The 24,650-nt window shown below is 48.8% G+C and carries 22 protein-coding genes; 16 read left to right on the top strand and 6 right to left on the bottom strand.

The features are described from left to right. Window positions 1-53 precede the first annotated feature (53 nt). Window positions 54-1,259, bottom strand: a complete 1,206-nt coding sequence (locus tag SIB66_RS02600; RefSeq protein ID WP_063407707.1) for a phosphoglycerate kinase — start codon at window positions 1,257-1,259, stop codon at window positions 54-56. A 134-nt stretch (window positions 1,260-1,393) separates the two neighbouring features. Here SIB66_RS02600 and SIB66_RS02605 point away from each other — a divergent pair, with 134 nt between their 5' ends. From SIB66_RS02605 to SIB66_RS02615, 3 genes are read left to right on the top strand one after another with little or no spacing between them, the layout of a single operon-like run. Next, on the top strand, window positions 1,394-1,777 hold the full coding sequence (locus SIB66_RS02605; protein ID WP_063421839.1) for a universal stress protein: 384 nt from the start codon (window positions 1,394-1,396) through the stop codon (window positions 1,775-1,777). Then, entirely contained in the window at window positions 1,774-2,643 is an 870-nt protein-coding gene (gene ylqF / locus SIB66_RS02610) for a ribosome biogenesis GTPase YlqF (RefSeq protein WP_063421837.1), read from the top strand. The genes SIB66_RS02605 and ylqF overlap by 4 nt, the downstream gene beginning before the upstream one ends. Next, window positions 2,640-3,635, top strand: coding sequence for an RluA family pseudouridine synthase (locus SIB66_RS02615; protein WP_063421835.1), 996 nt, complete (start codon window positions 2,640-2,642; stop codon window positions 3,633-3,635). The genes ylqF and SIB66_RS02615 overlap by 4 nt, the downstream gene beginning before the upstream one ends. A gap of 708 nt (window positions 3,636-4,343) precedes the next feature. Here the strand turns inward: SIB66_RS02615 and SIB66_RS02620 are convergent. Beyond that, window positions 4,344-5,966 carry a cellulose binding domain-containing protein gene (locus tag SIB66_RS02620; RefSeq protein ID WP_063421833.1) on the bottom strand — a complete coding sequence of 541 codons (1,623 nt, stop codon included), beginning with the start codon at window positions 5,964-5,966 and terminating at the stop codon, window positions 4,344-4,346. A 793-nt stretch (window positions 5,967-6,759) separates the two neighbouring features. Then, the gene (locus tag SIB66_RS02625) at window positions 6,760-8,376 is read right to left on the bottom strand and encodes an ABC transporter ATP-binding protein (protein ID WP_063421974.1); all 1,617 of its coding nucleotides are present in this window, start codon (window positions 8,374-8,376) and stop codon (window positions 6,760-6,762) included. Window positions 8,377-8,431: 55 nt separating this feature from the next. Between SIB66_RS02625 and SIB66_RS02630 the strand changes: the two genes are divergently transcribed. Both SIB66_RS02630 and SIB66_RS02635 read left to right on the top strand, forming a co-directional pair. Beyond that, a complete protein-coding gene (locus SIB66_RS02630; protein WP_413681370.1) occupies window positions 8,432-10,762 on the top strand; it encodes a RelA/SpoT family protein in 2,331 nt (776 codons plus the stop codon). Between the two features lie 1,004 nt (window positions 10,763-11,766). Next, window positions 11,767-13,248, top strand: coding sequence for a protein adenylyltransferase SelO (locus tag SIB66_RS02635; protein ID WP_063407517.1), 1,482 nt, complete (start codon window positions 11,767-11,769; stop codon window positions 13,246-13,248). A gap of 1,148 nt (window positions 13,249-14,396) precedes the next feature. Here SIB66_RS02635 and SIB66_RS02640 read toward each other — a convergent pair. Further along, window positions 14,397-14,576 (bottom strand): hypothetical protein, encoded by a 180-nt coding sequence (locus tag SIB66_RS02640; RefSeq protein ID WP_063421831.1) that lies wholly within the window; start codon window positions 14,574-14,576, stop codon window positions 14,397-14,399. Between the two features lie 213 nt (window positions 14,577-14,789). Between SIB66_RS02640 and SIB66_RS02645 the strand changes: the two genes are divergently transcribed. The 4 genes from SIB66_RS02645 (at window position 14,790) to SIB66_RS02660 (ending at window position 16,513) form a co-directional block, all read left to right on the top strand. Continuing rightward, window positions 14,790-15,068: a hypothetical protein gene (locus tag SIB66_RS02645; RefSeq protein WP_063421827.1), complete on the top strand. Its 279-nt coding sequence runs from the start codon at window positions 14,790-14,792 to the stop codon at window positions 15,066-15,068. 134 nt (window positions 15,069-15,202) lie between these two features. Next, window positions 15,203-15,520, top strand: a complete 318-nt coding sequence (locus tag SIB66_RS02650) for a hypothetical protein (RefSeq protein WP_063407521.1) — start codon at window positions 15,203-15,205, stop codon at window positions 15,518-15,520. Between the two features lie 191 nt (window positions 15,521-15,711). Then, window positions 15,712-16,260, top strand: coding sequence for a hypothetical protein (locus SIB66_RS02655; protein WP_063421825.1), 549 nt, complete (start codon window positions 15,712-15,714; stop codon window positions 16,258-16,260). A 76-nt stretch (window positions 16,261-16,336) separates the two neighbouring features. Continuing rightward, window positions 16,337-16,513: a hypothetical protein gene (locus SIB66_RS02660; RefSeq protein WP_236073822.1), complete on the top strand. Its 177-nt coding sequence runs from the start codon at window positions 16,337-16,339 to the stop codon at window positions 16,511-16,513. 555 nt (window positions 16,514-17,068) lie between these two features. Here SIB66_RS02660 and SIB66_RS02665 read toward each other — a convergent pair. Next, the gene (locus tag SIB66_RS02665; protein ID WP_063407523.1) at window positions 17,069-17,305 is read right to left on the bottom strand and encodes a Nif11-like leader peptide family natural product precursor; all 237 of its coding nucleotides are present in this window, start codon (window positions 17,303-17,305) and stop codon (window positions 17,069-17,071) included. Between the two features lie 1,142 nt (window positions 17,306-18,447). Here SIB66_RS02665 and SIB66_RS02670 point away from each other — a divergent pair. The 6 genes from SIB66_RS02670 to SIB66_RS02695 all read left to right on the top strand — a co-directional run bounded on the left by SIB66_RS02670 (window position 18,448) and on the right by SIB66_RS02695 (window position 22,158). Then, complete coding sequence (locus SIB66_RS02670) at window positions 18,448-19,083, top strand: recombinase family protein (RefSeq protein ID WP_236073820.1); 636 nt, start codon at window positions 18,448-18,450, stop codon at window positions 19,081-19,083. A gap of 365 nt (window positions 19,084-19,448) precedes the next feature. Beyond that, on the top strand, window positions 19,449-19,781 hold the full coding sequence (locus SIB66_RS02675) for a hypothetical protein (RefSeq protein WP_011827446.1): 333 nt from the start codon (window positions 19,449-19,451) through the stop codon (window positions 19,779-19,781). Further along, window positions 19,782-19,931: a hypothetical protein gene (locus SIB66_RS02680; RefSeq protein WP_236073818.1), complete on the top strand. Its 150-nt coding sequence runs from the start codon at window positions 19,782-19,784 to the stop codon at window positions 19,929-19,931. A gap of 277 nt (window positions 19,932-20,208) precedes the next feature. Continuing rightward, the gene (locus SIB66_RS02685) at window positions 20,209-20,415 is read left to right on the top strand and encodes a hypothetical protein (RefSeq protein WP_063421823.1); all 207 of its coding nucleotides are present in this window, start codon (window positions 20,209-20,211) and stop codon (window positions 20,413-20,415) included. 177 nt (window positions 20,416-20,592) lie between these two features. Next, the gene (locus tag SIB66_RS02690) at window positions 20,593-20,982 is read left to right on the top strand and encodes a hypothetical protein (protein WP_413681372.1); all 390 of its coding nucleotides are present in this window, start codon (window positions 20,593-20,595) and stop codon (window positions 20,980-20,982) included. A gap of 876 nt (window positions 20,983-21,858) precedes the next feature. Continuing rightward, window positions 21,859-22,158, top strand: a complete 300-nt coding sequence (locus SIB66_RS02695; protein ID WP_236073816.1) for a hypothetical protein — start codon at window positions 21,859-21,861, stop codon at window positions 22,156-22,158. Between the two features lie 94 nt (window positions 22,159-22,252). Here the strand turns inward: SIB66_RS02695 and argJ are convergent, their stop codons facing one another. Then, the gene (argJ, locus tag SIB66_RS02700; RefSeq protein ID WP_236073860.1) at window positions 22,253-23,536 is read right to left on the bottom strand and encodes a bifunctional glutamate N-acetyltransferase/amino-acid acetyltransferase ArgJ; all 1,284 of its coding nucleotides are present in this window, start codon (window positions 23,534-23,536) and stop codon (window positions 22,253-22,255) included. On the opposite strand from argJ, the gene coaE reads away from it, so the two are divergent. Further along, a complete protein-coding gene (gene coaE, locus SIB66_RS02705; RefSeq protein WP_236070409.1) occupies window positions 23,535-24,194 on the top strand; it encodes a dephospho-CoA kinase in 660 nt (219 codons plus the stop codon). The two genes, argJ and coaE, sit on opposite strands and share 2 nt — an antisense overlap. The last annotated feature ends 456 nt before the right edge of the window (window positions 24,195-24,650 follow it).

The following is a 24,650-nucleotide window of genomic DNA, read 5'->3' on the forward strand; positions in this document are numbered from 1 at the left end:
GGCCATTGCAGTGATGCAAGGCAATGGCCCGATAAAACAAGCGAGGTCTTTACTTAGGCGTCGTCGAGAGCGGCGACACCTGGCAACACCTTGCCTTCCAGCAGCTCAAGGCTGGCGCCACCACCGGTAGAGATGTGCGACATCTTCTCGGCGAGGCCCGCCTTCTCAACAGCGGCCACGGAGTCACCACCACCGATGATTGTGCAGCAACCCTTGCCACTGAGGTCCGCCAAGGTTGTGGCAATGGCGTTGGTGCCAGCGGCAAACTTGTCGAACTCAAACACGCCCATGGGGCCGTTCCAGATCACTGTTTGGCAGTCAGCCAGTGCGTCTTGGAAGAGATTGATTGAGTCGGGGCCAATGTCCAGGCCCATCCAACCATCGGGAATGGCGTCGATAGATACGGTCTGGCTATTGGCGTCGGGGGCGAAGTCATCGGCTAGCACAACATCAGTGGGCAGAAGCAGTTGAACCCCCTTGGCCTTGGCCTTGGCCTCTAGCTCCTTGGCCAGCTCTAACTTGTCTTCTTCCACCAGGCTCTTGCCGACTGAAAGGCCACGCGCTTTGTAGAACGTGAAGATCATGCCGCCACCGATCAGCACCTTGTCGCACTTGTCGATCAAGGCTTCCAGCACGCCGATCTTGCTGCTGACCTTGGACCCACCCACGATCGCTGCAAGGGGTCGCTTGGGGTCGTCGATGGCACCTTGAAGGTATTGAAGTTCCTTCTCCATCAAGTGGCCTGCAACGCTGGGGTTGAGGAATTTCGTGACCCCTTCTGTAGAGGCGTGGGCGCGGTGTGCAGCACCGAAGGCGTCATTCACATAGGCGTCAGCAAGTGCTGCGAGCTTTTGGGCGAAGTTGGCGTCGTTTTTTTCTTCTTCTGAGAAGAAACGCACGTTCTCGAGCAGTACGACCTCTCCATCGGCCATGGCATTGACCTTGGCTTCGGCATCGCTACCAACGCAGCTTTCGGTTTTGGTCACGGTTTTACCCAGTAGTTCGCTGAGGCGTTTTGCTACTGGTGTGAGCCGCATACCTTCGTTGATTTGACCCTTTGGTCGGCCAAAGTGAGCCGAGAGGATCACCCGAGCACCTTTGTCGATCAGGTCATTGATGGTGGGCAGAGCAGCGCGGATGCGGGTGTCATCAGTAATGGCGCCGTTCTCGTTGAGAGGCACGTTGAAATCAACCCGAACCAGCACACGCTTACTGCGTAGGTCCGCTGCGCTGAGACTGGACAGTGAACGCTTCGCCATGGGGGTTGTGCCGTACGGTAAGAAAAACCCGCTGACATTAACCCGTGTTTTGTTTAGCTGGTTGCCTTGATGGGCCGGCGCACTGATCTGGTTGGCGCTAAGACAAGATTGAAGCAAGCATTTAGTTCAAACACATGTTTGAAACCGTTCTCTTCCCGATTGATCAGAGCCGGGAAGCGATGGAAACAGCCAGCAAGGCTTTGGAACTGGCTAGAAGCCATAACAGCCGTTTGATCATCCTGTCTGTGGTCCAGGCTGAGCGGCCTGAAATGCATGATCCTGAGGCTGTGGCAGTTCTATTGAAACGGGCTCGAGAGCAAGTCGAGCAGGCTGGGATTTCTTGTGAAGTGTTGGAGAGAGAAGGTAAGCCTGCGTTCGTGATCTGCGATGTGGCTGATGAATTAAATGTGGATGTGATCGTGATGAGCACACGCGGTGTCAATTTGGATGGCGATAGCGAGAGCACAGCCGCCCGGGTGATCCAGTTGGCCCCTTGTCCGGTGCTGGTAGTGCCGTGAGCACTCCAACAATTCAGTGGTATCCAGGCCACATCGCTAAAGCGGAACAACAACTCAGCAAGAATCTCGACAAAATTGACCTTGTCATTGAGGTGCGGGATGCTCGCATCCCGATCGCCACTGCTCATCCGCAGCTGCAGCGCTGGATTAAGGGCAAGCAGCATTTGCTAGTGATCAACCGCCGCGACATGATTTCCTCTGCGGCTCGACAATCTTGGGATCGTTGGTTCCGTGACCATGCCCAAACCCCCTGGTGGTGCGATGCCAAGGCTGGCACAGGTGTTAAGCAGGTTCAGCAAGCAGCCATAAGAGCTGGAGATCAGCTCAATCAGCGCCGCCGCTCCCGTGGTATGCGACCACGCCCTGTAAGAGCCCTCACTTTGGGGTTCCCCAATGTGGGCAAGTCCGCCCTGATCAATCGTTTGGTCCGTCAGAAAGTTGTGGAGAGTGCTCGTCGCGCTGGCGTGACCCGCACCCTGCGCTGGGTGCGCTTGGGTCAAGACCTTGACTTACTTGATGCCCCCGGCGTTTTGCCACCCCGCCTCGATGACCAACAGGCTGCTTTGCATCTCGCCCTTTGCGATGACATCGGCCAGGCCGCCTATGACGTTGAGTTGGTGGCCCTCGCGTTGCTGGAGACGCTGAGTGTGTTGGAGAAACAAGCGGAGGCTGGGGTGGTTGCAGGGATCCTTAAGCAGCGTTACGGCATCAACTTGGCCGGTGATCAAGCTGATGCCCATGCTTGGTTGATGACTGTTGCCGAACGCCACACCTCTGGTGATACAGGGCGAATGGCCCAACGGCTTTTGGATGACTTTCGCCGAGCACTGTTGGGGCCGATCGCACTGGAGTTGCCGTTGCCATGACATTGGACGAACAGACATTGGCGTTCGGGGAAGGTGAGGGTGAATTGCTGAAGCTGCACTACCCCAAGCCCTTGCCGATGCGACTAGATCGTTGGCTTGTGAGCCAGCGATCGGAGCAGAGCCGTTCACACATCCAAAAATTTATTGAGGCTGGTCTTGTGCGTGTGAACGGCATCACCGGGCGAGCTAAGACTCCTTTGCGTCAAGGCGATGAGGTGGAGTTGTGGATGCCACCACCGGAACCGCTGCCCTATCTGCAGCCGGAGGAGATGCCGCTGGATGTGCTGTTTGAAGATAGACATCTGATCGTGATCAACAAACCTGCGGGCCTCACAGTGCATCCAGCTCCAGGCAATCGAAACGGCACGTTAGTGAATGGTCTTTTACATCATTGCTCGGACCTGCCTGGCATCAGTGGCAAGTTGCGACCAGGCATTGTGCATCGGCTCGATAAAGACACCACTGGCTGCATCGTGATTGCCAAGAGTCAGGAGGCATTGGTGAAACTGCAAGAGCAGATTCAGAAACGCATTGCATCGCGCAACTATTTGGCTGTCATTCATGGCGCTCCTTCTGGCGACCAAGGCACGATCGTGGCAGCGATTGGTCGCCATCCGGTGGATCGCAAAAAATATGCCGTGGTCACTGAAGACGGAGGCCGTCATGCTTGCACCCATTGGACGTTGGTTGAACGATTAGCTGACTATTCCTTGCTGCGTTTCAAGCTTGATACGGGGCGCACCCATCAGATTCGTGTTCATTGTGCACACATTGGTCATCCAATTGTTGGTGATCCCATTTACAGCCGCTGCCGCAAATTGCCGATGGATTTACCTGGCCAGATCCTTCACGCAGTGCAGCTTGGCTTAGATCATCCGCTCACGAGTGAGCGGATGATCTTTGAGGCACCTTTACCAGATCTATTTGAGAAGCTTTTGACTGTGTTGCGTCGACGAGCAGGCACAACCTCAGTCTTGAATGGTGCGAGATGATTGCATCGGAAATGGACATCCATGATTTGCAAAGAAGGTGCTCCATAAAAATAATCTCTAGATGAAACTTCTCATGCCTAGCGAAACTATACTCTGGTTGAGATTCAGCCTTTTCTTTCTACCTATAACACTCAAATAATTGCTTGATCTTTTTGATGTTAGGCCAGCTATCACCTGGATCACTTTTTGAAGTCGTCCCTGCTTGCTGTCACATAAAATCAATACTTTGATGATACGAACTAGATTCAAGACATAGCTTCAACCATTTAATGGTTTGGCTTAAAAAGGCAGGGACTTGAATCATTGGCTATTGATTTAGGATTGAATTCTATTCATCGGTAATGGGTTGCATATGCAATTCAATTCAGCAAAATTTACCGGTAAAAACTCTTGCATTTTGGCGTGATTATTTTGATTGAACTAGTCAAGCTTTCTACTAGCTCAAGATCAAGTTAGCAGAACATCTATTTTGCCTTGGACTCAAACTTGATTTGAGACGTGCTCAGGCCTAATCTCTCTATAAGCAAAATCGTGAGATTGAGAGGCTCCTCTTGCAGTGGCTAGATAAGAAAGTATGGATGGATGGAACATAAGCATTGATTTTTTCATGACCATGCAGCTCCTACCCTCGAAAGCAAGCCACTGGCGTTAGCCCCCCATCGCTGCACTAATGGTGATGCTGTTTAGTGGGCTGAGGCTATGCAACCGTTAGAGCAGTACAAGCTCGCTGCCCTCGGCAAATAGGCTCTCGGCGGTGAGAGAACCGCTACGCTCCAGCTCCATACCCGTTAGCGCGTTGAAGCCCACAGTCATCGATTGACCAGCTCCGATCGACTGACCCCAGTCAGCTCCATAGATTTTATAACTGTAGAGATCATCAGCGATCTCTTCGGTAGCGACATCAACACCCCAGGACTCGCCGTAAAAGCGATGGGTACTGTTGAAGCCTACCGCCCAATTCTCCAGACGCTGATCACTGCTATTGGTGATGGTGATCTCCGCGGTGAAGCCACCCCACCAAAGATCACCAGACACCTCAACATCCATCGCGCTACCGGTGATTGGATCAATCTGTGAAACCTGGCTTTGCTCAACGAGAACAACTGGTTCCTGTTGAGGTTTCTCATCCTCCTCATTTATCGGTGTACCTATAGCCTCCAAGTTTGATCCCAGTGGACCCCCCAGGCTCACCATGCTTTGGAAGTAGTCGATGACGACCTGATCGGAGACATCTAAGGCAGGCCATTGCGGCCAATCAAAGGTGTCATTCATGAACGGCTCACTCTGATCCCAGCCCAGTACCGTCAGATGGTTAATGTCGTGGGCAATTGCCCCACCCTCGATATCAAGAAATCCATGGGTTCGCCCATGCATCCAGCCGCCGTAATGCGGCTCCATTTTCAGCGTGTTGATGAAGGTCTCCACAAGCTGATTACTCTGCAAATACTCAGCAAATCCCTGATGTCCAAACTCCTCCACCATTGCCATTGCATCAGCAGGATCACCTAGCCGCGCTGTCCTCTGAATATCAGCGAGGATCTGAGGGTCATAAGCCTCATCAGCGATCCAGCCCACCTTCGCCCCCTGCATCGCGTACCACAGGCCCACACCTTGCTCGTCATTACCCCAGGCTTGGCTGTTGTTGGTCAGACCATTCGCAAATGCCCATTCCCCTACTGCTTCAATAGTCACAGCTTCAAGGCCACTGAACATGCGCAGAGCGTTGTAAGCCTCAAGCGCTTCTGTGGTGATTGCCGTGCGGCCACCCACCAATTCATTGTGCTCGGAATTATCGTTCGATCCATGGAAGCTTCCCCAGCTGGTGATATCGATGTAGTCGCTGCTGATCTCCGCCATATGCATATGCTCGTGATCGCCATCGTTCATGGCGATGTCGATATCGTCAGAAGAGTTGTTGTCGGTCTGTTCATCTCCTTGCATTTCAACTTCTGTTGAATCACTAACCGGGCTCGATGGTTCGACGCTAGTAGCCGTCTCTGAAGCAGTGCTTATCAACAGTTCAGCGGTCAGTGCTCCTGCGTTACCCACTGGTTTACCTTGTTGTGCATTGAATCCGACTGTGACGAAGCCTCCAGCAGGAATTGACTGTGCCCAGTCGCTTCCTATCAATGTGTAATTTGTTTGTCCGTTAGCGAGTTGTTCGGCTGATGTGGTGACACCCCATGGCACCCCTGAGATGGTGTGAGGTGTCGTGAAGCTATAACTCCAGGATGCGAGAGATTCACTTGAAGTATTAGTGATTTTCAGTTCAGCGGTAAAACCGTTCCACCAGAGTTGGCCTCCAATTGAGACATGTAATGGTGATGTCATGACCTCATTGATCTGTTGGTTCAGGTCTACGAGTGATGCTTGTATTTCTCAACCCTTCAAATGAAGGGTTTTTGCTCTCGAGCTCAGATTTTGTCTATTGCAGAATTCCATGCCTTAACCTTCCATAACAGCAGTTAAATTTTTTCTCCAAAGTGCTGCAGGGGCCATTACATGTGATCACCGGCTATTTTTATGGAGGCCTATGGTCAATTGGCAATGCTTTAGTTGCCATATCTCTCGTCTTCTAAATTTTAAACTTCGATTCAAGGAGGTGAAAGCTTCGATAGATCTTCTGCATTAATGACTCGCAGAAAAACTATATCTATGGATCAAGATAAAGGCTCATTTGGGGAGGGATTGAGGAGAAAAAGCAAGGCAATATTCTCTTCCCGAGTTTTTTCCTATAATCGCTGCATCTGCTCCAGATTCGAAGGTTAGCCTATTTTTTGCTTGATAGCTTTGCGTCGATGCAAGCTAAGTCTTTGATGGCTTTGTTTTGGCTTTTGATGTTTTATTTTACTGAGAGCCTACCTCCTCTTGAGGAAGCGCGATTATCATGAGTAGAAAATGTTCCAAGGGTCGGGCAGGCATTTAATGCTCCCAGAATCTGAAACTCAAAGAAACGCCTCTTTATAACATCCATTCCTGCACTTTTGGCCATGCTTTTAATGGCAAATGATCAAAGATAAATACATCCTGAGGCGTGTTGATTTCGCAATAGATATTCAATTTTTACGATTTCACTAGAGTTCTTAAAGGCTAATGCGTGTTGCCTTGTGGTCTTTGCATACCTCTAAGCCTTTTGGTTTGGCAGTCTCGGACAGGCTTCTACGAGTATGCGGGTAATCGCTGCTTGGGGTTTCTGAAGGAGCTGATCGCCTGGTCCTTCCTCAACGATTTGCCCATGGTCGAGCACGATCACTCTGTGGCAGAAACCACTGGCAACGGAGAGGTCATGGGTAATGAACAGCATCGCGAGCCCCAATTCTTTCTGAAGCTGACGCAATAGAGCCAACACCTCAGCTTGAATTTCCGCGTCCAGCATGCTGACGCTCTCATCGCAAATCAGCACCTTCGGTTTTAAGGCCAGGGCTCGGGCAATGGCGACGCGTTGTTGCTGGCCGCCAGAGAGCTGGCGAGGCAGTCGGTTTTGATAGTCCTCCGCTGGGCTGAGGCCCACCTGCTCAAGTAACTTTCGCCCGTTTTGCCTTGCTTCAGCTCGGCTTGCCATTCCATGGATGAGCAGTGGATCGGCGATGGCTTCTGCGATCGTCATTTTTGGATTGAGGCAGGCGAGGGGGTCTTGAAAAACCATCTGCAAGGCCTGACGAGCTTGCCTTAATGGCTGTCCTTGCAAGCTGAGCAGGTTGTGGCCTTGGAGATGCACCTGACCACCCCGGATCGGCGTAAGACCCATCAGGGCCCGGCAGAGGGTGCTTTTGCCACAGCCAGATGCTCCAACCACACCAAGGCTCTCGCCAGCACGGATGTTGAAGCTCACTCCATCAACAGCTTTGAGCCAGGTCGGTGACCAGGGCCAGCCTCCCAGAGCATGCCAACAGCGCAAAGCATTGACTTCTAGAACGACGGCAGCGGTATACGAGCAAGTTGGAGTGCTTCCGCCTTCACGCCCCCTGGCGGCACCCACGAGCCGAGTGCCGATGGCTGAGCGGGGATGAGAAAGCAGCTCTTCGCTCCGGCCCTCTTCCACCATGCGCCCCCCATCGAGAATGGCCATGCGCTCGCACCAGCGAGCTGCCATCGCCAAGTCATGGCTGATCAGCATGAGAGCACTGCCGAGCTCCTCGCAGAGGTTGCTGAGTTCGGCCATAACCTGACCAGCCACGGCGACATCAAGACTGGTGGTGGGCTCATCGGCGATGACCAGAGGGGGATTGAGGGCGATTGCTAGAGCAATGGACAGCCGCTGACGCATGCCACCACTGAATTCATGGGGGTAAGCGCGGAACCGGTTCGCCCCGATTCCCACTCGCTCCAGGAGTTCCTCTGCCCGCTGCTCTCGCCAGCTGGGGGTAGCTTCTGGTTGGTGAGCGTTGAGAGTGTCCAGCAAATGCTTTCCCACCGTCATCAACGGATTGAGGCGGGTCATTGGATCCTGAAAAACCAGACCTACTGCTTCACCACGCAGTTGCCGCAATCGCTTCTTTTGCAATGGTCTTGGATCTTGGCCGGTCAGTAGCAACCCCCCTTGGCAAATGCTGCCTGGGGGAAGTAGATGCAGTACGGCTTTGGCCACGGTGCTCTTGCCGCAGCCTGAAGGGCCCACCAGCGCGAGTCTCTCTCCTGACTTGATGCTTAGGTTCAGTCCATCCAGTGTCCAATCAGCGCTGCGGGGATAGCGCATGCGCAGTTGGCTGAGCTCGAGTACCTGCTCTGAAGAGCTGGGCATCGTTAGTAGCACGGAGTCTTGAGACTGAATACCATGGATTGATCCGCTGGGTCGGATGCTCAACGTCACCACTGCCCCAAAATCAACACAGGCCAATGCTGGCTGTGGTTCAGAGGTGTGTGGTTTACCTGAGATCAGGACACATCCGTTCAGCAGTGTTGATGACTACGGCATTGCCTTGCCGGAATGGTTGAAAGACTGTATTAAGCACATTCCTCCTGGTCTTGGGCAGAGTTGCCCAATCGATTCAGAAGCCCTACTGGCAGCAGCTTTTGATTTGGCCTTTCAGCTGCATGAGGGGCAATTTCGAGCCAGTGGTGACCCATATATCGTTCACCCCGTGGCAGTGGCTGATCTGTTGCGGGATATCGGCGCTAGCGCCAGCGTAATCGCTGCAGGTTTCCTTCACGATGTGGTGGAAGACACCGATTTAACCCCCGAGCAACTGGAAGATTATTTCGGCGCTGAGGTACGGGAACTGGTGGAAGGCGTCACCAAACTGGGGGGGATTAATTTCACTAACCACACTGAGGCCCAAGCTGAGAACTTGCGCAAAATGTTTCTGGCAATGGCCAGCGACATCCGCGTGGTGCTGGTGAAATTGGCCGATAGGCTTCACAACATGCGCACGCTTGGCTCATTGCAGGCTGATAAGCAGCAGCGCATTGCTCGTGAAACCCGCGAGATTTATGCCCCTCTAGCCAATCGCCTCGGTATTGGTCGCTTCAAATGGGAACTCGAGGATTTGGCCTTCAAGCTTCTTGAACCTGAGGCTTTCCGAGAGATTCAGCAAGAGGTGGCTACCAAGCGCAGTGAACGGGAGAACCGTCTGGCGACCACGGTTGAACTGTTAACGGAACGACTGGCGTCTGCGGGTCTTGATGCTTGTGAAGTCACTGGGCGACCGAAGCATCTCTATGGCATCTGGAGCAAGATGCAACGCCAGCAAAAGGCATTCCATGAGATCTTCGATGTGGCGGCTTTGCGGATTATCGCTCCCAGTGTGGAGACTTGCTACCGCGCCTTGGCTGTCGTGCATGACACCTTCCGGCCTATTCCCGGACGCTTCAAGGATTACATCGGTTTAGCCAAGCCCAATGGCTATCAATCGCTACATACGGCGGTCATCGGCAAGCATCGGCCCATTGAAGTGCAGATTCGCACTCCAGGGATGCATCGTGTGTCTGAATTTGGCATTGCGGCTCATTGGGAGTACAAAGAAGGTGGTTCCCCAGCTGCCGCCAATAAGGAGCGGTTTAATTGGCTTCGTCAGCTTGTCGAATGGCAACAGGAAGGAGGCAATGATGACCACAACGACTACCTCGCTTCGATCAAAGAAGACTTGTTTGATGAGGAGGTGTTTGTATTTACTCCTAAAGGCGATGTAGTGGGCTTGCGCAAAGACTCAACAGTTGTTGATTTCGCCTATCGGATTCATTCAGAGGTTGGCAACCATTGCCATGGTGCGCGCATTAATGATCGGCTTTGTCCATTGTCTACCTCATTACAGAACGGTGATTTCGTGCAAGTTCTCACCAGCAAAACAGCGCATCCAAGCCTCGATTGGCTGAACTTTGTGGCTACTCCCACAGCCCGTAATCGCATCCGTCAGTGGTATAAGCGAAGCCATCGTGATGAAACGATCCAACGGGGGAAAGACCTGTTGGAGCGTGAACTCGGTCGCAATGGTTTTGATGCGCTACTCAGCAGCGAAGCGATGACTCGCGTGGCAGAGCGCTGCAATTTACCGGTTACAGAGGATTTGCTTGCGGCGCTTGGTTTTGGAGCTTTGACCTTGCAACAAGTGCTGAATCGTTTGCGAGAAGAAATCCGTCTTCAGACTGTCGAGCCTGAGCAACCACTCAGCAATGTCAATGTTGCGAAACGGCTTGTGGCTCAAGTGGAGTCAAGCCCAGCCAGGCTGCCTGCGTCTGATGGCGTACCGATCCTTGGCGTGGAGGGCCTTGATTACCGCCTGGGCGGCTGTTGTAGTCCGCTGCCAGGAGAAGCGATCCTTGGCACGGTTGCTCTTGGTAATCACGGCATCACGATTCACCGGCAGGATTGCGTCAATGTTGGCTCGATCCCCAGTGAAAGACGATTGCCGGTGCGCTGGAATCAAGGTGCCTTCATCGAAGGCGAGAGATTCCCAGTGCAGTTGCGTATTGAAGTAATTGACCGAGTGGGAATTCTGAAAGACATCCTGATGCGTCTTTCACACAACCACATCAATGTGAGCGATGCCAGGGTTAAAACATCCTATGGCAAACCCGCCTGCATTGATTTGCGGGTTGAGCTCAACAGTGCTGCTCAGCTGGTCTCAATGATGGATCAAATTCGCTCGATGGCCGATGTTCTCGATATCGCCCGCACTGGCTTGAGCTAAGACAGCGCGATGTAAACAGGCAAAAGCAACTGGGATGTCTCTTACTGGCCGTTCCGTTCTTGGTTGAACTTGGTCTCTACGTCTACTGCCGTGAGGCATCTCTGCTATATGAGCAGCTGTTTCGTATCGTGCCATTCCATTATGGATCTAGCTCCATGCCCTTTCTACATAGCCGCTCCCCTGCCTAGCTGTTTCAGGCCCTCAAGCGTCTTGGCTGCCCTATTCCTTACCTAATGGCTTAGGGGTGGTCTCTACGTGCTGTTTCCCAAAGCATGACTGCATGCAATACAGCGCTCATGGAGAAGCATGGGGATTGTTATCTCTACGGCGATTACTCTGATATCTAAATGAGATCAGAGTAATGAAATCGTAAGCGATGCTTTGGATCAGTCAACTTAGTCTTAGATCTTATTGCAATCGCTCACGTTGATCATGCTTGCTAGGGGGGGGTCAGGCTCGAATAGCAAATGTCAAGAGCATCTTACCGAGTAGATGTACCCTTAACGAATAGATCTCTACGATCACTAAGCGACCTTGCGCTGTTCACCATTTTAGTCACTAATTCTATAAAAGAGAATCACAAGATAACCACGTTAGCCAACGAGTACAGCAACCATAAGTGCTGGGGAGCATTGCAAGGTTTTAGCCGATGAGTTCCTGGCTCATTCTTTGGCGCTGGAGTCATGTTGATGATCAATTGATTGATACCAAGTTTTCCGCAAGCCCTGTCAACAAAGACTGTCTTAGCGCCCTCTATATCAACAGAGCTTGTGAATTAGATTTTAGAATCATGCGCTACAATCTATCAGATAAAAGCCTTGGGCTAGCATCAAGATTGCCAAGGGTGCACTGCCTTGCTCTGGCAGGCTTTGCGAGCGATACAACGATGAGGTCTCCCTCAACCGCTGCTATATGGCTAAACAGGGGAATAAAATATTCGCCATGAATGCATGAGGGCTGTCTATGAATTTGAGAACAACCTGTAACGACAGCTTTGTGTTGGATTGACTAACTTGCTACTCGCATTGAACTTTGAGCCGCAGCTTGAAAGTCTGGGTTCTGATTATTGGGATGTGGTCGATGCCGCGCGGTTTCCGCGCACTGAATTGCGTTTCCGTAATGATGCTTTACTGAGGCAGCTAGGGGTTGACCCTGATGCCGTAGAAGATCATCATTTGGAGCAGGCTTATGGTTGTTTTGAGGCTCGTACTCCACTATTAGCTCTGCGATATCACGGCTATCAATTTGGTACATACAATCCATTGCTTGGGGATGGTCGTGGCTTCCTTTATGGTCAACTGCGTGATCGATTTGGACAGCTTCAGGATCTTGGCACTAAGGGATCTGGTACAACTCCCTGGAGCCGTGGAGGGGATGGTCGACTGACCCTCAAAGGGGGTGTGCGGGAGATCATCGCCAGTGAGGCGCTGCACCGTTTAGGCGTCACCACGAGCCGAACTCTTTGCTTGGTAGAAACCGGTGAGAAGCTTTGGCGCGGTGATGAGCCTTCTCCTACTCGCAGTTCAGTGATGGTGCGCATAGCGCGCACACATCTGCGCTTTGGTACTTGCGAGCGGCTGCTGCACTTGCGCAATGCTCAGGGTCTAGAGCGTTTGTTGCGTCATGTGGTTGATGTCTATTATCCGCTGATTGCCGCTGCCCATCCTGTTCAAGACGGCAATGCTGCTGGCGCGATCGAAGCTCAGTTGCTGGCTTTCTACGCAGAGCTCGTGGAACGGGTTGCCAGGTTGGCAGCGGAGTGGATGGCGGCTGGCTTTACCCATGGTGTCCTCAATACCGACAACATGTCTCTGCTGGGAGAGAGTTTCGATTACGGTCCATTCGCCTTTTTGGATCAATGGGAGCCTGGATTTACGGCTGCTTATTTTGATCAAACAGGCCTCTATGCCTATGGCAGGCAACCTGGGATTTGCCATAACAACCTGAGACTGCTTCAAGAGCCATTGGCAATGCTGCTGCCACGGCAGCCAATGGAGCAGTCTTTAGAGACGTTCGCTCCAATTTATCAATCTCATTACAGAGCTTGCATGCAGCGTCGTCTTGGTCTTCCGAGCAGTTTTGATCACAATGGCAATATTGAAGGTGGTGATGATGCCGTGCGTAAAACTCTTGCACTCCTCGCCGCTTGGCCTGTTGGTTATGGCGTCTTCTTTGCAGGCCTTGCTGCTCAAATATCGACCAACGGGTTGCCGGAAGAACCAGAAGCATTGTTGCCCGTGGTTTTAGATGGTCCTGAACCTCCAAGGGATGCCTGGCTGGCCTGGAGAGATCGTTGGTGGACACAGCAACGGGAAGCTGTGTCTGCTGAGCCGACTGAGGCACAAGCCATCAATGCGCGATTGCAGCGCTGGAATTTTGTCAAAACACCAATTCGATCTGTGATTGAGGAGTTTTGGCAAGCGATCGAACAACATGATGATTGGCAGCCCTTGCAGGCTTGGTTGAAAGCAATCTGTGTGGATTAAAGCAACCTTCAAGCGAGGTGTTTTTTTGTAAAAGTGGTTCCTTATTTCATGCTTGCCTGGTCGCTTCAAAAGAAGCCTTGATATTGACGAGAAAAATTATCTAGCATCAGACATGAAGACGAGTATTTAATCTAAAAGTACTAGACAGCAAAGATACATCACCCATTAAAGCTGGAGAAAGATCAACCAGCGATGCACAAAAGAGAAAAGACACTATTCCCCCCACATCATAGAGCGATCATGAGTCAATAATGCGAATATCTCCCTTTATTAAACAACAATAGCGCGCGCCACATCTAATGAAACATATACCACTCCTTATTCTTGGTCAGCTGTCTTAGGGGCCAGAGGCAAGCAACTGTAGCCATTGCGACTTTTGCCTCTATAAGTATTGCGGCATTGCCTAAAAAGAAGTTGTTCCAACCAAAGCTGTTGTACAAACCTTGATCTGCCAACTTCCTATGCTCTAACCATGTACAAGGACAATAAGCTACCAGCATATGGTTATTGAATAAATGATGTTGAAAGCGTATCAAGGTTCGACCCAGAGAAGATATTTTTCAATCGACTAAAGTTTTTTTACAGCGAATATCTCTCAAGTCTTATCTAAATAGAGCCATCTGAGCTGACCCCCATACATGCCCACTTACAATAATAAGCCAATCAATTCAAGCAACAAACTCACTAGTACAAAGAACACAACTACAACAGATGCAGAGACTCAACGTAGGAAAGAAGGTCGATCTGCTTTTCTGCAATCAACATACAGACAAAGCATTCAATTCTCGGACCTGAGGTGATGGACTTCTTGAAATGCTGGTGGAAGCTGGTCTCGCTACCTGGTCAGCAGAAGACTCCAACAACTGCCGCAAAGCAGCGTTACACACTGCTAAAACCTTGACTTGATAGTTGCTTTCGGCACACCTGGATCACGCTGGCCTTAGCGCGAGGTGTAGCCATTGCCACGGCCTGCAACCACTAAGACACCTCTCCAATGCATCCAAGAGAATGACGTCCATTACGACGCCAAGCATTCAACAGAAGCACCCTCAACTGGCAGAAAGCGACTTAAAAGTGCATTGGGCAATGGCTGGATGCGTGATCCCTATACCGATGACCACGGAGTAACTCATCCCATCCCAACCCGCTTAACTGCTCTTCGCCAACCACCGATATGCCCAGTAACCGCAGATCGCGACGATCACCCACGGAATCAATGCTCTAACAATCCAAAGGGCAAACAAGAGCACCAAGGCAGAAACAGCAATCCGCTTGGTGATTGCCTTTGCCTCATCGGTCATGACTTCCCAGCGAGGTACCAGAGACATCGTTGCTTCTTTCTTGAATGCATCTGATCTTCTACCAACCCCTCCTGCTATGCAACCTCAGGTGCCCAACCAATCTCCAGTTCCCTTCTGATGATCCATTGATGGCATTTGCAATTGAGGTGCTCTCCTTGAGGAATCAAGCGTTGATGGACAGGACAGGTCAAAAAGGTCTGGCACTGCTTCCCGACCGCATAACGGAAGTGATGACAGGTCATGCACACTGCTCCTGATCGCGAGGATTTGAGCGTGCCCTCATCCATGCACTGCCACTCCTCTGGGTCAGAAGAAGGACTGGGTGATAGCTGCCTGCTTGAGAACCGTGCCATAAGGCCCTTCGCATCAAGTACACCTGTACTAGCCCAAGAGGGCCGCTTAGGTCAAGCGGCTGATGGTGACTGTTCTGGCCTCCAGTGCTCGGCAGGATCAGGTAGTGCAATGGTGACTGTTAAGCAAGGACAGCCTTGCGCATGGTTCTTGATGCATGCAACTTAGGCATAATCTCAAGACTTTTTCCTAAAACCTAAACGGACCTTTTTCGCCCTGCGCCTAGAGGGTAATTTGCTTATTTACACACTATCAGAAAGAATCAGTTATGGTTAGTTCGAACTTTAACCATTAATTGACCAATGCTTCGCAAGCAAGAAAAAAATGCAATCACAAGAGGTGTCTTACTCGGCATTGGCTGGGGATGGGGTTTAGATAGGTTTTATGAGGGGGATAAAAAAGGAGGAATTCTTTCAATCCTTGGATGGGGGATCATTTTCATGAGTCTCTTCTATCTAAAATGTTCTGGAATTGAATACGTCGATGGCGTCAAGGATTATTCCAACTACAGTACTAATCCATTCATTATTCTTCCCTTAATCGCTGGATTATACGGCGCATATTTGATTATCAAAAAGGCATTCAAATTGGCAAAGCAATTTGAAAATGCAGAAGATTAGTTGGTTATCGATTAAACTAAAGGCGCGATACTTCTGAAGTAGGTTTTGAGGTATGGGCGCTGACCGACGTTGGCGCTCTTTTTCATGCTTCTTCACCACTACTTTCCTCTGATTCTCGAGTCAAGTTCTAATGCTGCTTAGATGAAACCATCACCAAGCTGCAAGACACTCCCAAGCTCTCGCAAGATTCATTGGCTAAGCAATGGAGTCAAACCCACAAAGGCGAGCCATCCAAACTCACAAAGCTCAAAGCATCAGCCAAAGCTGCTTACAGCAAAGCAGAAGCATTGGGCCAAGAAAAAGACAAGCAGCTCTACGAGCAACGAGGCTTGATGATGCAGCAGCTTGGCAATCAAGCTGAGCTCTCAACCATCGATGCCATGCTGCAGCGAGAAGCAGACGTACTCATCGATCAGATCATCAATGACTTCAAAGACACAGAAGCTTTAGATCAAACAGAAGAGGAGATCTTCCGCATCATGCTCTCTTACCAGATTTGGGATGAGCAGCTCGCAACTGAGATCTGGCAACAAGAGCAACAACGAAAACAAGCAGAAGCACTCGAACCTGAAATGACAGATGACATGCTCGATGAATGGCTAAAGGGGATTAGAGAAGAGACTCAAGACAAAGCAAATCAACCAACGCCTACCGCCTTACAGCTGATTCCTAAAAGACCTAAAGCATCAACTACACCAGAAGAGCTAATCATCAACCGCTTCTTTGATGCTCTTGACTGAAAACCCTTGCAAGCACAAGAAAAAGACACTTACCCCCCTGCTCTAAGAGGAAAGACAACATAGACATGCCAACACCATGACCACACTCACTACCGCTAAAGAAAAGCTTTGCCGCTCCATGCTCAGCAAAGTCGGCATCTACGAAAAGATCTTGCTAGCAGCACAAGAGGACAAAGACACAGAGACAATCAAACATCTCTACCAACAGCACACCCATCTGATGGACAGGCTGGAAAGGTTGATCTGCTCATAAGGACCACACACTATTTACGAAAGACACAACAGCTCCTTAGCTCCCTATGTCTGAACGTGCGGTGAACGAACGAGCAAAGCGCGCGCGTGAACCACCATCTTGAATACAACTTCCTTAACTCCTTAAACTGATCAATAAGTGCCTACTCAATCATTACGCTCCAAAAAAGCCAAGCCCAACGCAAGAAGACAACTCAAGGTTCAACAGCTACTCATACCTGAAATAGAACAGCATGCCAAACACCTAAACAGACAAAACAAGCTAACAACCTAAAAGCTCCTTACAAGAAGGCCACAGCTAAACCTGAATCTAGAACCGTTACCTTCGGAGATACTAAGTTAATTCTAGCAAGAGACCAACACAAGCCAGAAGCTCTTAAACAAGAGGCAGTTGAGTGTTGGAAAAACCTACCGGAGATTACTTAGCTTCTATTCTTTAAGATCGTGCCAGGTTTCGGATATCGTTTTAAGCCAATAGTGAGGTGGTTAAAGAAATAAAAAGCGCCTGCAGAAGCATTGACTTGGAGTGACTGGGTTTTGGGCCAGGTTACGCGCACTATTTTGGTGCAAATCGCTGCCACCAGCCATTCCTTCGCAGAACTCCTTGGACCATTGCCACCTGCCAGCTATCAGAGAGGTTTTGACGATGTGCATTTAAGTCTTCTATTGTAATCGCAAACCCAGCAGCTTTAGCAATAGCAACAGGATCGGCACCTTCTGCCTTTAGCTGCTCTTGAAGAGAGCTGTCTGCTTGAACTTTAGCGATGAATGCCCTGAGTTGTTCTTCTGACATTGATTATATTTAACTCTTGTTAGCATAGCTATCCTTAGAAGGAATTACAAGAAACGATAATTTCGGAAAGGGGCCAAGCTTTTACGACAAATATGCCTGAAGCGATATAACGCTATGACAAGGCCCTGACTGCCCCGCATGCACCCCCTTTCAAACATAGTTTCTCTGGAATTAAGGCTTGTTAGTCCAACTACATCCTTAAGTTAATTAAAACAGGCCATTAAATCCCTGTCCAGCAGCTAGGTCTATCTAGTTTTGATACAGATAAATAGTCATTAAAGCCTGGAAAAACAGCGGTATTGGCAACTTCTTTGCACTTGACGTTGAGCATTATAGAGTGTTGCTATCCATAGTTTTCTACTGATTAGAATAAATGATGAAAAATCAAAACGATTTAAGAAGTGAGGCAGATTTAAAATTTGTATTATTGATGACTCTAATATTCTTCATCATCCCTTTGATAATGATTTTTATACCTGGCATTGATATTATTGGAGATTCGATTGTTAAATTCATGATGAATGCTATAGACACTTTTGACCTCTCAAAGCCAAACTAATTTTTTTGACGTAAAATCCTTGACCTCCAGAATGCATCGGATTCAGGAGTCTCAAGATAGTGCCAGGTCTCGGATGTCTTTTTGAGGTGGTTAAAGAAATAAAAGTCTCTGCTAATGCAAGGGCTTTGAGTGTCTAGGCTGCCACCAACTAGCATTCATTCCACCTTATGTCTGAACGTGCGGTGAACGAGCGAGCAAAGCGCGCGAGTGAACCACCATCTTGAATACAACTTCCTTAACTCCTTAAACTGATCAATAGCAGACGTTCTTTCTCTCCCCTCGGGCAGCAACAACAAGGCATTAAGAAGGGCACCCGCGTCGGATGCCCTCAAGTCCAGGACAGGTTTTCAGGGTCTCTACGTCCTCGGACTCCTAATACAGGTCTAAGCACGGAGAGTGAATGGGGGTATGAGCAGTAGTGCCTATTTCTTATGTTCCAATAAGCGATCGGTTAGCGATCATTGTGGCAAAGAAGCGTTCATCCCTCAAAGTCCAGTGAAATCAATCTCAGATGTGTTCCATTAAGGCGTTCTGGTTGCTAAAGTAGAAATACAGGCGAAACACCCCTCTTTTTGGAACGGGCATGGGCAAATTCCAAAAGCGCAAGTTCGAGAGACCATCATTCATGGATAAACCCAACTACAAATCGATTGGTTATGCCCGCGTCAGCACCTCAGGGCAGACCACAGAAGGGCAAGTTGTTGATCTGAAGAAAGAAGGGTGCTGCGTTGTTTTCCAGGAAACGATCAGCACAACAATCAAAGAGAAAGAACGACCTCAACTGATGGCAGCACTCAGTGCTCTCGATGAAGGTGATGAGTTGGTGGTCTCGAAGATGGATCGATTAGGTAGGACCCAAGTCGAGGTGGTCAATCGCATCCATGACCTGCAGCAGCAAGGCATCCACATCAGAACTCTTGATGGACTGATCAACACCAGAGGACTTGGGACATTCGCTCCTGTGCTTATTGGTCTGCTTTCTGGTCTTGCAGAAGTAGAGCGCTCACTGACCAGAGAGAGAACGATTGAGAGCATCCAACACCGCAAAGAAACAGGCGGGAACTTGGGAGGTAGACCGAAGACCAGTAGTGCAAAAGAAAGTCTTGTCCTACGCCTAAGAAAGGAAGGGTGCTCCTACAGATCTATAAGAGCGCAAACAGGTCTTGCCCTCTCAACCATCAGAAGGATCATCGTGGAGGAAGAGGTCGTAGCGGTTTGAACCTTCCACCACATTTCTTGGACGAACAGAAGAAAGAAGTGGTCTTCCATATCAAGGGAGTTTTGCCAGTAAGTATAGAAATACCTAAATGGATGCAATCGTTCCCACCTGAGTACAAGGGTGTTGTTATTAGGTGCGAGGAAACTTTCTATCGTCTAAGAGAGGGAGCAGGAAGATGACAAAGAGAACAATGCATCTGGAGTGCTAACGATGGACTGGGATGCTGCCAGAAAGCACTGCACTGAGAGGGACTGGAAGTGGACGCTGAACTTGATCGACGAGTACCAGAAGGAAATGCAAGAACTAAAAGATGAGAACGTGAAACTCAAGCGTCAGTTAGTCCTTCGCTCTCAACTCAAGAAGTAATGCCAGTCTTGATCATTGGTTGGGGTGTCTACGACAAACTGACTGAAAAAGATAAAAATGAGTTTGCTTTAGTGGCAAGTTATGAGACTTCTTATTTCTATGAATGTTATGAGTATGAGTATGCTAAGGGTAATAAAAATTACGAATGGAGTGATCGATGCTTTAAGAGTCAAGAAGAATTATTGGAATTTTTTGGTTATGAAATGATTGAAGATTTAGACGCAGATGCTGTATATGCAAAAAGGTTAGAGACCTATGCCGAGGAGGATCTAAAGAATTGGATGCAATTAAGTGAGGATGGAAATCAAGTCAAAGTTATAGGAGCACAGTAAATGCTTACTCGTATCCGACAAGTGCATGACTCGACGATTGATCGCTATAGAAGGTTGGGTCTGAGCAACTCCACGATTGCCTGGTTGCTCTTTGCAGAAGGTGTGTTTGTGTTTCTGGTAGGCAAAGCGCTTGTGGATTTAGTCTTCTAGTCCGGTTTAAAATTAAGGCATCTATGCACTAGTTCCTTTATAAATGGTTGCCATCCAGAAGAAGAGTAAACAATACCTCCCCTTTGATGCAAGAATGAGCAGCAGTAGTAACAACAGAAATGGGTTTCATCGTAAAGCACAAGAAGTTCATTGCTTGGTACCAAAAAATACTTGGACTCAGCGACTATGGATTGCTTTGGTTTATGTTCTTTAAGGGAGTCGTTGTTGCCTTGATACTTGAACGATTGATTATTCATTAAATCCAACATGCTGACCTATGATTGATGCCTACACGCTGGATCAATGCAGCAAGGATGAAGAGGTTCTGCAATTAAAAATAAAGAATCTAGAGCATGCCATCCAACAGTCAGAAGCAATGATTGCCGAATCAAGCATGGATGGCGATGCTTTAACATTTCTAAGACGTAAGGTTGCAGAATCAATGCAGGATTTGGAAGTTCTTTATTTACTTAAAAGCGACTAAAATTTCTTGGAGAATTTTTTCGACGTTTTTAATAGCAAACTTAAATATTTTATCCCGCACTTGAGTTGAACCCATAGGGCATAAGGCAAAAAGAAAGCAGATGAGCGTGAATCTTTATTTTAGAAAAGGTTCCAGTTACAGAAAGAATGCTAAAAACAATCAAGCGTAAAAAATTCAATGGTTAATGCGTCACTTAATTGGAGCAGTATTGTTGGAATCCTAATTTTCCTTTGGGGTATACCTGCAGGAGTTTTAGGTTTGTTCCAGTTATTTTTTGTCCTGCAACGAAGAGCAGACACTTCTCCTGCAGTTATAGGGAAAAGCATTTTTCTTGTTTTTCAATCACTGGGAAGAATGCTGATGCTTCCACTGGCGGGGTTAATCTTATTCTTTCAAGGGTGGAGGTTAGATCCAATTTTGCAGTTCGCTGTATTTCTGCTTGCAGCAGGTGTGATCTTTGAGTCCGCAACAGGGATGATTAGTGATTATCAAAAATGGAGATTCCGCACAGGTCGTGCATCAGCAAATATTCCCGTGCAACAGCAACCAACAGATCAGGTTGACTGATCTGATTTTTATATGAAAGCGCCTATTGTTTTTCTAATTACTTTACCTCTCTTGACTGCACCAGTGAAAGCAGCACAAGGATATTGGTTAGACCAATATAATGCATTACTTTTCTAAGACGCAAGGTCCCAGAATCAATGCAGGATTTGGAAGTTCTTTATTTACTCAAGAGCGACTAAAATTTCTTGGAGAATTTTTTCTTTAACAAGTTATAGACCTCGAATTTGGTTACCTCTGTAGGTTATAAAGTTCATTTTTTCTTATTATACTTTTCTTGTAATAGCACCTCTATATAATCATCTGGTTTCATTCTGTTCTTCTTTGATAGTTCAACTAACATCTCATAGTGAACAGAAGATAATTTAACCATCTTCATAGCATGTGTACCTGACTATATCTTTCTCTAATTAGGGTCTTGTGCAGTTGACTTCTGTTGTATCCATAGTGCTTCATGAGTTCACTTTCCATCTTTAGTACCTTATCAACTTCTTGTTGCTGGTACGAGATGGAGACTTTGACTTGTTTCTGTTCTTTTGTCGTTCTAAATGGAGTTAATACTGTCATAGATTATATCCTTTATGTAGATGGTCTAAATAGTTCCTGATAGTGATCTTGATGCAATGCTGACTTAGATGAATCATGAGACCATATTTAAATCAATCTTTTAAATCTATTTATCTATAGTTTCCTATGATCTTCTGTTCCTTAAGGGTCTTAAATAACTCAAGAAGTCCAAAATTTCATACCCACTCTATCTATACAAGTTGTTGACTAATTGTTGATATTGTGTTAAGTTATGATAACAAGTAGAGAGATAATCTTATGGGTTATGAGTTCAAAACTGATCTCAATATTGAATATCCATTCTTCATTGAAATGGCATCAAGATTAGGTGGAATCAAAAGAAGAGATAATTTCAACGGCAAAGAAACCTTCAGGGTTCAATGCCCTAACTGCAAGAAGCACAAGGCAGTGATGGGTTATGCACGCTCTAAGGACACCTATGTACTGGCATGTCCTGTTGATGGATGCACTCTCAATGGTGTTGTCCTCCATGACCTGATCAAGCGTTATGGAGGCACAGTGATGTTTGATGAGTGGCGTAAGGCGAGATGGACCAGTACCTACTCCGAAGACTGGTTGCCAATTAAAAGCAAGGGCAAGCAAATGCCATGAATAACCGTCCAAGCATGTGATTAGGTAAGTGTGAGCAAACTGTGAGCATGATTTTTAGATCACCCTAACCCCCTGCTATCACTATTATTTTAAGTCAAGTTGTATAATCGGCGTTAATGCGCACGTATTGATCCGAAAGGTCGCAGCCCCAGGCAATGCCATCGCCCGCTTCATCACCCACAACCAAACGAATCCTCACTGTGTCATCACTTAAATAATTCCCATCAACCCGCTCTTGCATATAGCGAGATGCAGCGACCCGATCAAAAGGCACGGGTTCTCCGAATTCCATTAACTGATGAGGGCCCAACCAAAGGGCTACTGCTGCAGGATCAAAAGACACACCAGCACGCCCTGCAGCCGCGACGATTCGCCCCCAGTTGGGGTCACGACCATGGACGGCCGTTTTTACCAAAGAAGAGCCGCAAACAGTGCGTGCAATACGGCGGGCCTCAACATCGCCAACGACACCCTCTACCTGAACCTCCAGTAAACAGGTAGCCCCTTCACCATCACGTGCAATTGCCTTGGCTAGGTGCTGAGCCACCGCCAGCACCCCAGCCTCTAATGCCTCCAGATATTTAAGCTCGAGAGGCTCACCGGCTGCAAAAGCGAAAAACGAATCATTCGTACTGGTATCACCATCAACCGTGATCGCATTAAAGGAACGATCAACAACCCGCTTCACCATCGCCTGCCAAACATCGACCGAAACACCGGCATCACAACTGAGGTAGCCCAGCATCGTTGCCATCTCGGGATGAATCATTCCTGATCCCTTTGCCATGCCTCCAATTCGTACACGTCGACCACCGACTTCAGCTTCGAGCGCAAACTGCTTCTCTACTAAATCGGTCGTAAGGATTGCGCCGGCCGCCTCAGCACCACCCTCATCGTTCAGTGCTTCCACAAGGGGATCCAAGCCTGCAAGCAAGGTCTCCATGGGGATAGGTACACCAATTACACCGGTTGAACAAATCAAAACCTGGTCAACTGGTAGCACAAGTCGGTCGGCCAGAGCCTGAGTGGCTCGAACACTGTCGAGCAAGCCACGGTTACCGGTGCAGGCATTCGCCTGACCAGAATTGATCAACACGGCCCGTGCCTTGCCAGCAGAAGCCTTCAAACGGTCCGCGCAAAGATCGACGCAGGCAGCCCGCACCAATGAAGTAGTAAACGTACCTGCACAAACAGCACCTTCTGGAGCTAACAGCAAAGCAAGATCCGGCTTGCAAGAGTCCTTCAATCCAGCCGTGATCCCTGAAGCCTGAAAGCCCAAAGGTGCCGTTAAACCACCTTGGATGGGGCGCCAAAGGGAATCCAGCGTAGAGCTCACGGCCCTAGGAGACAAACTAAATACATCCTCCACCAACGCCATGACCACCGAGCCCTCCAGCAGGGTGCCACTGCCACGCTGGCATGGCCCGCAACGTCGCATCGGCCTCACTGGCGGAATCGCTACTGGCAAAAGCAGTGTTGGGCTCTACCTTTCAGAGGAACATGCCCTGCCTGTGCTGGATGCCGATATCTACGCCCGAGACGCTCTAGTCGCTGGCAGCGCTGCCACCATGGCCGTACTGCAACGATATGGAAACGCTGTAGCTGAAGCAGGTCAACACAATCCGGTAAGCATTGATCGCATAGCACTGGCAAGCATTATTTTTAGCGACGTCGACGAGCGCCGCTGGTTAGAGCAGCTCATTCATCCCATCGTTGCAAAGCGCTTTGATGTGGCCTTGGGTGATCTGTCAGCAGAGCCGGTGGTGGTGCTGATGATTCCGCTGTTGTTTGAAGCGAAGCTCAGCGGGCTTTGCAGCGCAGTGTGGTTGGTGGACTGCAGCCCAGCCCAACAATGCCAAAGGCTGATCGCTCGTGATGGCCTGACACTCCAAGAAGCAGAGCAACGCATCGCTGCACAATGGCCACTGGAGCAGAAACGGCCTCTCGCGGATTTAGTAATCGATAACAGTGGAACAGTTGAATCATGTCGTCAGCAAATCGAGCAATACATCAACAGCACACAAAAGCGTGCTTGATAACAACATGCCGTCTACAGAAGACCATCAGTGGCTTGAAAGGTTCACCTCGTCATAAAGAATCTACAGCCGCTCACGCCAAAGTTTCATTGGCACAGTTCGATGTTTTAGGTATACCGTTTAAACATCCAAGCGATTACATTTAGCTATAAATGGAAAGTGCAGGCGCAAGCGATTAGAATGGATATCGAATTGATCACTTTCTAAGGCCCAAACCTTTAACATTGAGTTGAGAGTCAGGGCGGGAAAATATATATTTACTAGACAAGTAACCAATACATATTGAAACCCCTGTGGCCAACGCAACAACGACAGTTCTCGAAAAAAATCGATAGGTCATTGATGTCACGAAAAATTCTGCCAACACTGCAGGGCAGATGCTCATCAGATAGCGAATCGGACTAACTCGGTAGCCTTGATTGCGAGTAAAAACAAATACCCTAAATACAAAGTAGC

It is taken from the genome of Prochlorococcus sp. MIT 1318, assembly GCF_047304505.1.
GTDB classification, from domain to species: Bacteria; Cyanobacteriota; Cyanobacteriia; order PCC-6307; family Cyanobiaceae; genus Prochlorococcus; species Prochlorococcus marinus_D.

Bases quoted from the DNA above. Each gene is read 5' to 3' on its own strand.
- SIB66_RS02600 (WP_063407707.1), bottom strand. From the start codon at position 1,259: ATGGCGAAGCGTTCACTGTCCAGTCTCAGCGCAGCGGACCTACGCAGT.
- SIB66_RS02605 (WP_063421839.1), top strand. From the start codon at position 1,394: ATGTTTGAAACCGTTCTCTTCCCGATTGATCAGAGCCGGGAAGCGATG.
- SIB66_RS02615 (WP_063421835.1), top strand. From the start codon at position 2,640: ATGACATTGGACGAACAGACATTGGCGTTCGGGGAAGGTGAGGGTGAA.
- SIB66_RS02620 (WP_063421833.1), bottom strand. From the start codon at position 5,966: ATGACATCACCATTACATGTCTCAATTGGAGGCCAACTCTGGTGGAAC.
- SIB66_RS02625 (WP_063421974.1), bottom strand. From the start codon at position 8,376: ATGCCCAGCTCTTCAGAGCAGGTACTCGAGCTCAGCCAACTGCGCATG.
- SIB66_RS02630 (WP_413681370.1), top strand. From the start codon at position 8,432: ATGCTCAACGTCACCACTGCCCCAAAATCAACACAGGCCAATGCTGGC.
- SIB66_RS02640 (WP_063421831.1), bottom strand. From the start codon at position 14,576: ATGTCTCTGGTACCTCGCTGGGAAGTCATGACCGATGAGGCAAAGGCA.
- SIB66_RS02645 (WP_063421827.1), top strand. From the start codon at position 14,790: ATGCACACTGCTCCTGATCGCGAGGATTTGAGCGTGCCCTCATCCATG.
- SIB66_RS02650 (WP_063407521.1), top strand. From the start codon at position 15,203: ATGCTTCGCAAGCAAGAAAAAAATGCAATCACAAGAGGTGTCTTACTC.
- SIB66_RS02660 (WP_236073822.1), top strand. From the start codon at position 16,337: ATGACCACACTCACTACCGCTAAAGAAAAGCTTTGCCGCTCCATGCTC.
- SIB66_RS02665 (WP_063407523.1), bottom strand. From the start codon at position 17,305: ATGTCAGAAGAACAACTCAGGGCATTCATCGCTAAAGTTCAAGCAGAC.
- SIB66_RS02670 (WP_236073820.1), top strand. From the start codon at position 18,448: ATGGGCAAATTCCAAAAGCGCAAGTTCGAGAGACCATCATTCATGGAT.
- SIB66_RS02675 (WP_011827446.1), top strand. From the start codon at position 19,449: ATGCCAGTCTTGATCATTGGTTGGGGTGTCTACGACAAACTGACTGAA.
- SIB66_RS02680 (WP_236073818.1), top strand. From the start codon at position 19,782: ATGCTTACTCGTATCCGACAAGTGCATGACTCGACGATTGATCGCTAT.
- SIB66_RS02685 (WP_063421823.1), top strand. From the start codon at position 20,209: ATGATTGATGCCTACACGCTGGATCAATGCAGCAAGGATGAAGAGGTT.
- SIB66_RS02690 (WP_413681372.1), top strand. From the start codon at position 20,593: ATGGTTAATGCGTCACTTAATTGGAGCAGTATTGTTGGAATCCTAATT.
- SIB66_RS02695 (WP_236073816.1), top strand. From the start codon at position 21,859: ATGGCATCAAGATTAGGTGGAATCAAAAGAAGAGATAATTTCAACGGC.
- coaE (WP_236070409.1), top strand. From the start codon at position 23,535: ATGACCACCGAGCCCTCCAGCAGGGTGCCACTGCCACGCTGGCATGGC.
- argJ (WP_236073860.1), bottom strand. From the start codon at position 23,536: ATGGCGTTGGTGGAGGATGTATTTAGTTTGTCTCCTAGGGCCGTGAGC.